The following is a 13,729-nucleotide window of genomic DNA, read 5'->3' as shown; positions in this document are numbered from 1 at the left end:
AGAAATGGTCCGCAGGCTTTATTCCCAACTGGTCATTAGTCATGAACCAGCTTCTTCTTCATGAACAGATTAAGGACAGAGTGGTTAAGTATATGGAGTAACTTACACACTTAACTTGACACACCCCCCAGTAAATAAGTAAATATGATAAAAGAAACTACATGGAATTTAAATATTTCCACGTAGTTTCTTTTTATTTATCTAAAAATTCTTTAATGGCTTTCTTGTTCATTTCCTTATTAATATCAAGCACACTGCCGGCTCCATAAATATCTACCATATCATAACTATTTTTAACAGGAACGACCAATGTCTGAATATCTTTGTCGCCTCTAATCATAAACGAAGCTCCTGTTTTAAAGATATCACCGTTAGTCATATTCGTATCGACGTACCCTCTTGCTATACCTGCGAGTTTTGGTGCTTTTATCACAGCAGACAAAGATACCATTTCTTTCTCTAGTGCTTTAATAACTTGCTGCTGACGTCTGACACGACCAAAATCCCCTTCTTCATCGTGACGAAAACGTGCATAGCCCAGCACTTCTTTACCTGATAAATTATGCTGTCCTTTTTTTAGAGAAACCCCAATTTTTGCAGACATATCTTTTTCGACATTAATAGGCAGCCCGTTTGGTGATAGTTCATCCACCATCTGCTCAAAACCTTTGAAATTGATAATGGCGTAATATTCAAGATCAATTCCTAGATTATGTTTTATCGTCTTTCTAAGTAATTCAGGACCGCCAAGCGTGTATGCTGTGTTTATTTTATAGTTCTGGTAACCTCCAGGAATTTCAGCATAAATATCACGCATAATAGAGATGACCTTCATTTTTTTGTTCAAGTAATCATATTGTGCGACCATGATTGAGTCAGTTCGAGCTGATCCATCCACTACTCTATCCTGACCAAGTATCAGTACATTGACTTTAGCATCTTCATTGATAGGACCATTAAAAGTATAATCTTTCGGTGTCTTTCCATGGTCTTTAGCAAGCTCCAGTCCAGAATCAAAACTAAATTTCATCCAGAAAAACAACAGCGTTGATAGCAGTAATAAAACTAAAATAATAATGGGTAACTTTTTCAGACGGCGCTTCTTCATACGCACTAACGGTTTTTCAGCTGTCATCTAAACCCTCTTTCATAGATACAATAATATATTTAACTTATAGAATTTAATATTAAAAATCAAGCAATTCTCATAATAATTACTGAAAAATTATAGTAAAATGAAAATAAGAAAGAAGAAGGTGATTAATATTGAAGATAAATAAAGCTTATTTTGCTGGAGGCTGTTTTTGGTGTATGGTTAAGCCGTTTGATCAATATGAAGGAATTGAAGGTATAATCAGTGGTTATATGGGTGGACATGTGGACAATCCTACTTATGAACAAGTTAAAACCGGAACAACAGGTCATTATGAAGCCGTTGAGATTGAATATGATCCGGCATTGTTCCCTTTTGATAAATTGCTGGATATATTTTTTAAGCAGATAGATCCAACGGATGCAGATGGCCAGTTCCATGACCGAGGCTCTCAGTACCGTACGGCAATATTTTATGTTAATGAAGCACAAAAAGAAGCAGCCGAAAATTATATTACATCGATTCAAAGTCAATATAATAAACCTATTGTAACAGAAGTACTCCCATATAAAACATTTTATGCGGCAGAAGAATATCATCAGAACTACTACATGAAAGATCCTGAGAATTATGCACAAGAACAACAATTAAGACAACAATATGCGACGAAAACATCACAATAATGTGGTGTTTTTCTCATAGCGGACTTTTTTCTTAAAAAGTTTTTATTTTTTAAATAATATAATAAGTTTACATAACTAATTTATATTATTTAAAAAAGTAAAAAAGTCAGCCCCAATTATCAGGACTGACAACAATTTATTTAATTTCAGTGATTTTGTCACCTTGTCTAACATAACCATAATGTGTGTTAACTAATGACTGGTTGTTCAGGTTAGTAAATACAATCGGCGTAATATCGCTCTTGGCATTCTTTCTGATGTAATCAAGATCAACACGAAGCAATGGCTGACCGATGACAATACTATCGCCTGGTTTTACAAGTACTTCAAATCCTTCCCCTTTTAATGCCACTGTTTCAAGACCGAAATGAATCAATACTTCAACACCTTCATCTGATTCAAGACCTAAAGCATGTTTTGTCGGAAAATCCATCTTCACGACACCGTCAAACGGCGCAACGACTTCTCCACTTTCAGGGATAATAGCGAAACCTTCTCCCATCATTTTACCGGCAAATACTTCATCCGGTACTTTAGTGATATCAACAACTTCTCCGCTAATCGGAGCAAATACTTCTGTCACGCCTGCAGTCGCACGATGATCACGGTCAGCTGGAGCCGTCTGTTCAATGACAACATCATCATTACCTTCTATTGTAACAGCCTGATCAGGACGAGTGATTTCACCTGACATAATCCGTGCCATATCGTGTTTGATCTGATCTGATTTAGGTCCAAAGATAGCCTGCATATTGTTTCCGACTTCAAGTACTCCTGCTGCCCCTAAAGCTTTTAATTCATTCGTGTCAACTTTAGCTTTATCTTTGACTTCTACACGAAGACGAGTGATACATGCGTCAAGGTGTTTGATGTTTTCCTGCCCACCCATTGCATCAAGCACTGCAAATGGCAGTTCACCTGCTGTTGCTGTTTTAGATGTTGTTTCTTCATCTTCACGACCTGGTGTTTTCAAGTTGAACTTCTTGATAGCGAATGTGAACAGGAAGTAGTAAACGACTGCATATACTAATCCAACCGGAATTACTAATAATGCGTTTGTACGATCCCAGTTCAACAGACCGAATAATGTATAGTCGATGAACCCGCCTGAGAAAGTCATACCAATTTTCACATCAAGTAAGTGCATGATCAAAAATGAAGTACCGGCCAGGAACACATGAATGACATAAAGAATTGGTGCAACGAACAAGAAAGAGAATTCAAGCGGTTCTGTGATACCTGTAAGGAATGAAGTCAGGGCAGCAGATAGCATTAAGCCCCCTACTACTTTCTTACGTTCCGGACGCGCCTGACGATAAATTGCATAGGCTGCTGCCGGCAGACCGAACATCATAAATGGATATTTACCAGTAGTGAACATACCTGCTGTAAACGGTACACCGTCTTTCATTTGAGACATCCAGATCTTCTGGTCACCCCGTACTAAGTTTCCAGCTGCATCTGTATATTGACCAAATTCAAACCAGAATGGAGCGTAGAAGATGTGATGCAGTCCAAATGGAATTAATGCTCGTTCGATAATACCGAATATAAATGTTGTTAGAACTAAGTTCTTATTCAACAGAAACTCTGAAAGACCATTCAATCCACCTTGAATTGTCGGCCAGATTAATGCAAGAACAATCCCTGCGATAATCGCCATTAAAGATGTAATAATAGGAACGAAACGTTTACCAGCAAAGAAACCTAGAAAAGCCGGTAATGTAATATTGTAAAACTTGTTGTAGCACCAGGCAGCAATAGCCCCCATGATGATACCACCGAAGACACCGGTCTGTAAGGTCGGTATACCAAGAATTAAGGCATTACCAGGATCCTTTGCAGCCTGACCAAGTGTATTTGCGCCGTCACCATAGCTGAAGATGTCATCGATAGTAAGTCCAAGAAATTTACCCATCGTGGCATTCATGATTAAATATCCGACTAATGCGGCAAGTCCCGCAACTCCGTCACCACCTGCGAGTCCGAGTGCGGTACCGATAGCAAATAATAGCGGTAAGTTATCAAAAATAACCTGCCCCGCTGATTCCATAATACCGGATAACATGACAAAGAACTGTGTATTTAACCACGGTGCATATTGAACTAACTGCTCATTATGCATTGCATTACCAAATGCCAGCAGAATCCCTGCGGCTGGCAGAATTGCTACCGGAAGCATCAAAGCTTTACCGATTCGCTGTAACTGCCCGAATAATGATTTGAACATGTGTGTTCCTCCTTTATATTTGTTTAAGCAAAAAATGATACAAAAAAAGGCATGAGTACAGACTGGTCCCTAGTACCAGCCGTCAACTCATGCCTGCATAACCAGTTACACGTCTTCGACTTCAGTATTAAACTGCTGTATATGCATCGTTAAGTAAACAAGCTCAGATTCATAGACCGGTTTACTTAACTGCTGCTGCATCATTTTTACTATCTTAACAGCAACATTGTAGCATGTAGGATATTGAAGTTTCAATAGTTTTTCTAAATTTCTTTGTTCAGGCGGGCGATCATTAATCATGACACGCTGCACTGCAAAACTAATATGTCTGACAAAGCGAGCATAGATTAAAGAATCCTTATTCACTTGTATTTTAAGGTCGTGCTCAATAATCTGAACTGCACGGGCTACTACTTCAGTCATCATATTCATTTCACGCATCGTATGATTATTAATCGAAGAATGGATATGCAATGCAATAAATCCTATCTCAGTATGCGGAAAATGCACCCCTAATTTTTCATTCAGCATTTCAACTACTTTAGAAGCTACATCAAATTCCTGTGGATATAACGCTTCTGTCTCTTTAATAAAAGGATTTGAAATGACAATGCCATCTTCAAGACGTTTTAGTGCGAAGATGATATGATCTGTTAAAGAAAGTAAAATAGAGTCATTGACTTCCCCGTAAGCCATTTCCTTGATTGTATCAACGATTTCAATGACTGTCTTAATAACACGTTCATCTGTCATGCCAATCAGTGTTTTGTAACGTTCCTGCTCGTGATAGCCTCTAAGTTCATAAATTTTCTCAATCTTATCTGTTTCAATTCTCTGACCCTGCTTTTTGCCGAAACCTATCCCTCTACCGATGAGCACGACTTCTTCGTCATAATAATTCGCGATGAGGACATTGTTATTCAATGCTTTCTCAATTATATATTCACCCATATGTAACCTCATTCTTAAGCCCTATGTCAGATATTTCTCAGCGTGATATAATATCATCATGACTTGTGTTTAATATTAATATATCAAATATGAGCAATTAAACAAGGAAGGGTGTTACTTAAATGAAAATAAAGAAATATTTAGTGCTAATCGTCAGTATGCTTCTTATCACTTCTGTTATTATAACGAAACCTTCATATGCAGTAACTGAGGAAGCATGGGGAGAAGCCGTCACAGTATATGGTGCTGCACTCGAGTCCAATGCACAGCTGCAGGATACGACAAAACAATTATTAGGTACAGCAGACTCAGATAAAACCACTTATGTGTATGCTGAAGACCTAGGAAAATATTTAAACCTGCAGTCTTCCAATGATGTACTGAAATCAAGTATCCGTATTAAGAAATTAACTAAAGGATCAGGGTTGACGCTCAGCATCGACCAATCTAAAGGAAAAATCACTAAAATCACAGAAGATACTTATAAAAATGCCCTGCTGACAGCAGGTGTCACAGATGCAGAAGTCAAAATTGCTGCCGCTGAAGATGTGACTGGAGAAAGTGCTCTTGCTGGTGTATACAAAGCATTTGAAACACAAGGAGAAGCTATTGACCAGAATCAGACACAGGCTGCTCAGGAAGAACTTAATACTATTACTAATATCAACGAAGAGAATCAGAATAAAGAAGGCTATTCTCAGGAACAGCTAAATAAAGCCATCGCTGAAGCAAAAGCAGAAATCGCTAAACAAGGCGGCAACTTATCGCAGGATCAGATTAAAAACATAGTCGTTGAAAAAATCAACAACAACGGTTTGAACAATGTACTGAATAACAATCAGATTACATTAATCGTCAATTTTATCAATAATGCTCAAAATCAAGGTGTATTTACTGGTGATAACGCCGATAAAATAATTGACAGTGCAACAAGTTATGTCGATGACCTTAAAAACTCAGATGCATTTAAGAATGCAGCTGATAAAGCAAAGAAATCTGGTAAAGATCTGCAGAATTCCCTAGAAGAGCAAGGTGTCTTTGAAAAATTCACCGCTGCTATCCAGTCATTCTTTAATGCTATCGTCAATTTCTTTAAATCATTATTTGCATAAAAAATAAGCAGCCGGCTGGCTGCTTTTTATTTTTGATATGGCGTACTCTGAAATTCGTCATCCCATGTTTCTACTTTTGATAAATCTGTCGAGATGTTTGATTTTCTGAATACCGGATTCAATTCGCGTTTCCTTTGAGCAGCATAATCTTTTGCCACTTCAAAGACGACATGAGCGAGCCCGATAATCGCAGTAATATTCAAAATAGCCATCAGTCCCATGAATAAATCTGCTGTTGCCCACACAGTTTCTACTTTGAATACCGCACCAAGGAAAACCATAACTACAACGAGTATTCTAAATATCAGCATCACTGCTTTGTTTTTAGTCAAATATTCAATATTAGACTGTCCATAGTAGTAATTACCGATAACAGAGGAATAGGCGAATAAAAATACTGCAACAGTCAGGAACATGCCGCCAAAAGAACCGACATGACTGTTAAGTGCCGCTTGTGTAACTGCAACGCCCTGTGCTTTATCTTCTCCGAACTCAAGTCCTGAATAAAGAAGTATCATAATAGCAGTTGCTGTACAGACCAGCATCGTGTCAAAGAACACACCTAAAGACTGAATGAGACCTTGTTTCACTGGATGAGTCACCGCTGCTGTCGCTGCGGCGTTCGGAGCTGACCCCATCCCTGCTTCATTTGAGAATAATCCTCGTTTGATCCCTTGCATAATAGTAAAACCAAGCGCTCCGCCAAATGCCGGCTCAAAACCGAATGCCCCTTTAAAGATGCTGACAATCATCGGAATCACATCACCGATATGAGTTACTAAAACAAATAGTACAATTAAAATATAGAAAATCGCCATCACTGGAACAATAGCAGAAGAGACATTAGCAATCCATCGCACACCACCGAAAATCACAACTGCGGTGATTAAAGCAAGCACTAAACCTGTTACCCAGGCCGGCGTATTATACTGAGAATTAAAGCTTTCTGCAATTGTGTTCGATTGTACTGTGTTAAAGACAAAAGCAAAAGTAACAGTGATCAGAATCGCAAATGTTGTTCCCAGCCATTTCTGACCAAGTCCTTGTTCCATGTAATAAGCAGGACCACCACGGAAACCGCCTTCTTTATCTTTTACTTTGTAAACTTGAGCGAGTGTCGCTTCAAAGAACGCACTTGCTGCACCAAAGAAAGCAATAACCCACATCCAGAATACAGCGCCAGGACCACCGAGTACGATCGCTGTCGCAACACCTGCGATATTACCTGTTCCTACACGGCTGGCTGCACTAATAGCAAATGCCTGGAATGAAGAAATCCCCTTTTTTCCATCATCTAAAGTTTCAGGTTTTTCACCTATGACACGGAACATTTCCGGCAGCCATCTAAGCTGTACAAATCTTGAACTCAAGCTGAAGAATAAGCCTGCTAATAGCAATAATCCAATTAAGAACTGAGTCCAGATTAAGTCATTACCTGTTGAAACAACTGTTTTAAACCATTCAGGTATAATTGCGTCAAAGTTAATATCATTAAAATTCAAATAAAAATCCTCCTGTAAAAAAATACGTATTTAACAGTATTCTATCACAAAGTGGAGGATAATGATTTATTTTTCAAACTATTATTCTATAATCAATAGTGTTTCAGGCATTCCAAATTCTGCTGTATCTACTATAAAGCTGCCGTTAGTATAACGTTCTGTCAGCCTGATACTTTTTACAGAACCTGCTTCCAATTCACCAGTTTCAGAAATAATAACGTAACGTTTCTGATCATCAGCGACAGCTGCTCCGATAATGCGATGCGGATTTGATTTAATTTCTTTAAGAACGACGACACCGCGGTTAGCACGTTTACCCCTTTCAACTGAATCTAGTTTCATCCGTTTGACTGATCCTCTATGCGTCGCAAGAACTATGGTATGATCAGCGAAAAGCAGTTCTGTTGCTACTACAGTATCATCATCTTTTAAGTTAATTGATTTGACTCCGGCTGCTTTAATACCTGTCTCAGCCACTTCTGATAATGAATACCGCAGCGCCATTCCTTTTCTCGTCACTACAAGCACTTCTTCTTCTCCTGTGACCACGAGTGATTGAACCACTTCATCATCTGATTTTAATTTCATGCACATCACAGGTTTTGAGTACCGTTTCGTACTGAATTCTGAAAGACGAGTCTTCTTTATCATACCATTTTTGGTGGCTGTCAAGATTGAAGTGTCAAGATTGAAGTCAGATACAGCCAGCATCTGTACCACTCGCTCCTGTTCTTTAAGTGGAACGAGCTGTGAAATATGCATCCCCAGATCTTTCCACTTATGATCCGGTAAATTGACGACTGGTACATAAATATAGTTTCCTAATGTCGTAAAAACAAGTACAACATGCTGTAAATTTGTCGATAAATGCTCAATCAGGAAGTCACCTTCCTTCAGACCTATTTCATTGAGGCCACTTGCACCAAAGCTGCGCAGTGATGTACGTTTAATATAGCCTTCACGTGTTAGACTAACGACAACTTCTTCGCTAGGTACAATAATATCTTTCGAAATTTTGATTTCAGCTACGTTATCTTCAATCTTACTCAGACGCTCTGTCGCAAAATCTTTTCTGACAGCTTTCAACTCTTTTTTTATAACCTGCATTAATTTTTTCGGATTACCAAGTATTTCATTCAAAGATTTTAGTTTATTATTCAACTCCTGATGTTCCTGCTCTAAAGCCACAATATCTGTATTCGTCAACCGATATAACTGAAGCGTCACTATTGCTTCTGCCTGTTCCATCGTAAAGTCAAACTGATCTACAAGATTTTCCTTGGCATTTTGCTTGTTCTTCGATTCTCGGATAGTTGAAATCACTTCTTCCATAATGGATAGTGCTTTAATCAACCCTTCTACAATATGCATCCGTTTTTTTGCTTGTGCCAGTTCGTGTTTACTGCGGCGTGTCACGACTTCTTGCTGGTGATTGATGTAGCTTGTTAGAATCTCTTTAATACCTAACAGTTTCGGTCTTCTTTCACTGATAGCTACCATATTGAAGTTATAAGTTATCTGCAGATCCGTATTTTTGTATAAAAAGTTCAAAATACCTTCTGCATTAGCATCCTTTTTAAGTTCTACAGCAATGCGGAGTCCGTCTCTGTCTGTTTCATCCCTGACTTCATTGATGCCTTCCACTTTCTTATCAGCTCTCAGCTCGTCAATCCTCTTAACTAAAGTACTTTTATTGACTTCATAAGGAATCTCAGTAATGACTATTTCTGTTCTTCCACCACGTAGTTCTTCAAACTCGACTTTACCGCGTACGACAGCTTTTCCTTTACCTGTTTCATAAGCTTGCTTAATACCGGCACGACCCTGAATAATGCCACCTGTCGGAAAATCAGGACCTGGCATAAGCGTCATCAGTTCATCTACAGATATTGAAGGCTTATCGATAACTGCAAGTGCAGCATCAATCACTTCTCCTAAATTATGTGTCGGAATGTCGGTCGCATACCCTGCTGATATCCCGGTAGATCCGTTAACAAGTAGATTTGGATACTTCGCAGGCAGTACCATCGGCTCCATTGCTGTATCATCAAAGTTCTGTACAAAATCGACAGTATTGTGCTGAATATCTTCCAGTAGTACACTCGCAAGTTTTGATAATTTTGCTTCTGTATAACGCATTGCAGCCGGTGGGTCATTATCAATGCTACCATTGTTGCCATGCATTTCTATCAATACATGACGAAGTTTCCAGTCTTGACTCATTCTGACCATGGCATCATAAACTGAAGTATCACCATGCGGATGATAATTACCGATGACATTACCGACCGTCTTCGCACTTTTTCTGAAGTTTCTGTCGAAAATATTTCCATCCTGGTGCATTGCAAACAAAATTCGACGTTGTACAGGTTTCAGACCATCACGAACGTCCGGCAGTGCTCTGTCCTGAATAATGTATTTACTATAACGTCCAAAACGATCCCCTATGACATCTTCGAGCGGTAAATTCTGTATTTGTTCTACCACTATGCTTCATCTCCAATCGTCACATCATGAATTTCTTCAATATCCTGCTCTTGTTCAAGCAGAACGACCTCATCATTTTCTAATATGCTTGCATCTTCGTGCATACCAAATTCCACGTGACGTTCAATCCAATCACGTCTAGGTTCTACTTTGTCTCCCATCAATGTCGTGACTCGTTTAGCACTGCGCAGTTCATCATCAATCTGCACTCGAATCAATGTTCTAGTCTCAGGATTCATCGTTGTATCCCATAATTGATCAGCATTCATTTCACCAAGACCTTTATAGCGCTGCAGCGTAAAGCCCTTTCCGACTTTGTTCTGGACTTCTTTTAGTTCATCGTCCGTCCACGCATATTCGATCTGCTCTGATTTCCCTTTGCCTTTCGATATTTTGTAGAGCGGCGGTAATGCAATATATATTCTGCCATCTTCAAGTAATGGTCGCATATACTTGAAAAAGAACGTGAGCAGCAGCACTTGGATGTGAGCGCCATCTGTATCTGCATCGGTCATAATAATGACTTTACTGTAGTTACTGTCTTTCAAAGTGAAGTCATTACCCACACCTGCACCTATCGTATGAATAATCGTATTGATTTCTTCGTTTTTAAAGATATCTTCGAGTTTTGCTTTTTCTGTATTGATGACTTTACCGCGAAGTGGGAGTATCGCCTGGAACTTGCGGTCACGGCCAAGTTTTGCTGAACCGCCTGCTGAATCGCCCTCCACTAAATAAAGTTCATTTTTCTCTGTGTTCTTACTCTGTGCTGGTGTCAATTTACCTGACAGAAGTGTTTCCTTACGTTTCTTCTTACCATTACGAGCTTCTTCGCGAGCTTTACGAGCTGCTTCACGAGCCTGTGAAGCTTTGACAGCCTTTTTGACAAGGTTTTGAGACAGCTGTCCATTTTCACCTAGAAAATAAGGTAGTTGCTCACTAATAATATTGTCGACAGCACTTCTTGCTTCACTCGTTCCAAGTTTAGATTTTGTCTGTCCTTCAAACTGTAGCAGTTCTTCAGGAATTTTCACTGAAATAACCGCAGTCATCCCTTCACGAATATCATTGCCGTCCAAATTTTTGTCTTTCTGTTTTAATTCATTGATTTTTCTGGCATATTCATTGAACACACGAGTTACAGCTGTCTTCATTCCAACTTCATGAGTACCGCCGTCTTTTGTGCGGACGTTATTGACAAAAGATAGAATCGTCTCTGAATACTGGTCATTATACTGGAAAGCAATTTCTGCCTCTATACCGTTTGATTCACCAAAAAACATCGCCACGTCATGCAAAGTGTCCTTACCTTCATTAATAAAAGAAACAAATGCTTTTAAACCTTCCTCAAAATGAAAGACCTCTTCCTCTGAAGGATTTGAGCGATTATCTGTCAGCACAATCTTGAGATCTTTTAACAGAAATGCTGATTCTCTTAATCGTTCAGCGAGCGTATCATAGTTGAACGTTGTCGTACTTTTAAATATTTTAGGATCAGGTTTAAATGTCACAGTAGTCCCAGTACGCTTCGTCTTTCCTTTTTCAATAAGCGTTGTAGCAGGTACTCCCCCATTTTCAAAACGCTGTTCAAATATTTTCCCGTTATTATAAATCGTTACTTCCAGCCATTCACTTAATGCATTAACTACTGACGCCCCTACACCATGTAAACCACCACTCGTCTTATAACCGCCTTGACCAAACTTACCACCGGCATGTAGAACAGTAAAGATAACTTCCGGTGTCGGTTTTCCTGTTTTATGGAGTCCTGTCGGCATGCCCCGTCCATTATCCTGTACAGTGATACTACCATCTTTATTAAGCACCACATTAATTTCAGTACCGTGTCCGTTTAAAGCTTCATCGATAGAATTGTCGAGAATTTCATAGACCAGGTGATGCAGACCACGACTATCTGTTGAACCGATATACATTCCAGGTCGTTTTCTTACAGCTTCTAAGCCTTCTAACACCTGAATAGATTCGTCATTATATTGATTACTCTTCGCCAAATTACTTCCTCCTGCAAACATACGTTCGTTATTTTATTCACATTACTTATTTTTATATACTTTAGCTAAAAAATCAAGTTTTAATAAAAAGTTTACATAATATTATTATTTTATTAATTAAAAAAAAGAAACCTCAAGTGAGGTCTCTAAATTTAGCTAGTTTCTTCTGTATATCATTTAAAGAGCTATTTCAAATATTCCTTCTGTCTTTTCAGTCACTTCTTCAAGCGTCGCCTCTCCAAGAAGCTCGACCAGTTTCATTGTTCCTTCTTCAAACTCAAAGACCGCTAAATCAGTAATTAATTTATTGACGACACCTTTACCGGTCAGCGGCAGTGTACATTCCGCTTTGATTTTCGATTCCCCATGTTTGTTGACATGTTCCATAATGACGATGACTTCTTTAGCACCGTTAACAAGATCCATCGCACCACCCATACCTTTGACCATCTTGCCGGGAATCATCCAGTTTGCAAGATCGCCTTTACTTGAAACTTCCATTCCGCCGAGAATCGCAAGATCAATATGTCCGCCCCGTATCATAGCAAAGCTTTCAGCAGAATCAAAGTAAACAGCCCCTTTTGCTGCAGTTACTGTTTCCTTACCGGCATTGATTAAGTCAGCATCTACTTCATCTGCTGTCGGATATGCACCAATACCGAGCAGACCATTTTCAGACTGATAGAATACATTTTCAACTTGATTGTTTGCTTCATTAGCTACTAATGTCGGTAATCCTATTCCTAAGTTGACATACATATTGCTTTTAATTTCCTGTGCTGCCCTCTTAATTATCAATTGACGGTCTGCCATTACTTCTCCTCCTTCAATACTTGACGTTCAATGCGTTTTTCATAATTTTCCCCTAAATAGACATGCTGGACATATATGCCGGGTGTATGAATTTCATCCGGATCAAGCTCACCGACTTCAACGATTTCCTCCACTTCAGCAACTGTAATCTTTCCAGCGGCGGCACATAATGGATTGAAGTTTCGTGCAGTTTTGTGGAATACTAAATTTCCAAGTTTATCTGCCTTCCATGCTTTGACTAAACCGTAATCTCCTGTAATGCCACGTTCCAGCAAGTAATCTGTTCCATCAAAGTTCTTCACTTCCTTGCCTTCAGCAATAGGTGTACCGACACCGGTCCGTGTATAAAATCCAGGAATGCCTGCGCCTCCCGCCCGGAGTCTTTCCGCTAATGTTCCTTGCGGCGTTAACTCTACTTCTAGCTCACCGTCTAAAAACTGACGTTCAAACGTCTTGTTTTCTCCGACATAAGAACTGATCATCTTTTTAACCTGCCGATTAGAAAGGAGAATTCCAAGACCAAAATCATCCACTCCGCAGTTATTGCTGACAACCGTTAAATCTTTCGTCCCCTTATCCCGAATTACTTGAATTGATTTCTCAGGAATGCCGCAAAGACCAAACCCACCGACAACGATTGTCATCCCATCCTCAAGACCCGCCAATGCTTCCTTTAAATCAACGATTACTTTTGACATTAAAATATCCCCCTCACTAAAATGAATACCTATTCATTTATATTATGACATATTATCAGAATTTTTAAAACATTATTTTGACATCCTCTTATGTTATTTATCATAGTGCTATAAATGAAAGTTTAATTAAAATTTCTTTCATAATTAT

10 protein-coding genes are annotated in these 13,729 nt (G+C 39.0%); 2 read left to right on the top strand and 8 right to left on the bottom strand.

Annotation, left to right across the window (positions count from 1 at the left end):
* Positions 1-193 precede the first annotated feature (193 nt).
* Complete coding sequence (locus ERX29_RS09745) at positions 194-1,135, bottom strand: LCP family protein (protein ID WP_133444488.1); 942 nt, start codon at positions 1,133-1,135, stop codon at positions 194-196.
* A gap of 131 nt (positions 1,136-1,266) precedes the next feature.
* Between ERX29_RS09745 and msrA the strand changes: the two genes are divergently transcribed.
* Positions 1,267-1,776: a peptide-methionine (S)-S-oxide reductase MsrA gene (msrA, locus tag ERX29_RS09740; RefSeq protein ID WP_133444487.1), complete on the top strand. Its 510-nt coding sequence runs from the start codon at positions 1,267-1,269 to the stop codon at positions 1,774-1,776.
* Between the two features lie 136 nt (positions 1,777-1,912).
* Here the strand turns inward: msrA and ptsG are convergent, their stop codons facing one another.
* Complete coding sequence (ptsG, locus tag ERX29_RS09735) at positions 1,913-4,006, bottom strand: glucose-specific PTS transporter subunit IIBC (protein ID WP_133444486.1); 2,094 nt, start codon at positions 4,004-4,006, stop codon at positions 1,913-1,915.
* 105 nt (positions 4,007-4,111) lie between these two features.
* On the bottom strand, positions 4,112-4,957 hold the full coding sequence (gene glcT, locus ERX29_RS09730) for a glucose PTS transporter transcription antiterminator GlcT (protein ID WP_133444485.1): 846 nt from the start codon (positions 4,955-4,957) through the stop codon (positions 4,112-4,114).
* A 122-nt stretch (positions 4,958-5,079) separates the two neighbouring features.
* On the opposite strand from glcT, the gene ERX29_RS09725 reads away from it, so the two are divergent.
* A complete protein-coding gene (locus ERX29_RS09725; RefSeq protein WP_243720032.1) occupies positions 5,080-6,069 on the top strand; it encodes a DUF1002 domain-containing protein in 990 nt (329 codons plus the stop codon).
* 26 nt (positions 6,070-6,095) lie between these two features.
* Here the strand turns inward: ERX29_RS09725 and alsT are convergent, their stop codons facing one another.
* The 5 genes from alsT to ERX29_RS09700 form a co-directional block, all read right to left on the bottom strand.
* Positions 6,096-7,571, bottom strand: coding sequence for a glutamine transporter AlsT (gene alsT / locus ERX29_RS09720; RefSeq protein WP_133444484.1), 1,476 nt, complete (start codon positions 7,569-7,571; stop codon positions 6,096-6,098).
* A gap of 81 nt (positions 7,572-7,652) precedes the next feature.
* Positions 7,653-10,058, bottom strand: a complete 2,406-nt coding sequence (gene parC / locus ERX29_RS09715; protein WP_133444483.1) for a DNA topoisomerase IV subunit A — start codon at positions 10,056-10,058, stop codon at positions 7,653-7,655.
* Entirely contained in the window at positions 10,058-12,070 is a 2,013-nt protein-coding gene (parE, locus tag ERX29_RS09710) for a DNA topoisomerase IV subunit B (RefSeq protein ID WP_165981129.1), read from the bottom strand. Before parE ends, parC begins: the two co-directional genes overlap by 1 nt.
* Positions 12,071-12,247: 177 nt before the next feature.
* Complete coding sequence (locus tag ERX29_RS09705; RefSeq protein WP_133444481.1) at positions 12,248-12,883, bottom strand: 3-oxoacid CoA-transferase subunit B; 636 nt, start codon at positions 12,881-12,883, stop codon at positions 12,248-12,250.
* Positions 12,883-13,581 (bottom strand): CoA transferase subunit A, encoded by a 699-nt coding sequence (locus ERX29_RS09700; RefSeq protein ID WP_133444480.1) that lies wholly within the window; start codon positions 13,579-13,581, stop codon positions 12,883-12,885. Before ERX29_RS09700 ends, ERX29_RS09705 begins: the two co-directional genes overlap by 1 nt.
* Between the last annotated feature and the right edge of the window lie 148 nt (positions 13,582-13,729).

The sequence above is a fragment of the Macrococcus lamae genome, from assembly GCF_004359545.1.
Classification (GTDB): Bacteria; Bacillota; Bacilli; order Staphylococcales; family Staphylococcaceae; genus Macrococcus; species Macrococcus lamae.
Note: the sequence above shows the minus strand (reverse complement) of the source record. Positions and strands in the feature narration are given on the sequence as shown.

Excerpts from the sequence above, each read along its gene's own strand:
- ERX29_RS09705 (WP_133444481.1), bottom strand. The coding sequence starts at position 12,883 with ATGGCAGACCGTCAATTGATAATTAAGAGGGCAGCACAGGAAATTAAA.
- ptsG (WP_133444486.1), bottom strand. The coding sequence starts at position 4,006 with ATGTTCAAATCATTATTCGGGCAGTTACAGCGAATCGGTAAAGCTTTG.
- glcT (WP_133444485.1), bottom strand. The coding sequence starts at position 4,957 with ATGGGTGAATATATAATTGAGAAAGCATTGAATAACAATGTCCTCATC.
- ERX29_RS09725 (WP_243720032.1), top strand. The coding sequence starts at position 5,080 with ATGAAAATAAAGAAATATTTAGTGCTAATCGTCAGTATGCTTCTTATC.
- ERX29_RS09700 (WP_133444480.1), bottom strand. The coding sequence starts at position 13,581 with ATGTCAAAAGTAATCGTTGATTTAAAGGAAGCATTGGCGGGTCTTGAG.
- ERX29_RS09745 (WP_133444488.1), bottom strand. The coding sequence starts at position 1,135 with ATGACAGCTGAAAAACCGTTAGTGCGTATGAAGAAGCGCCGTCTGAAA.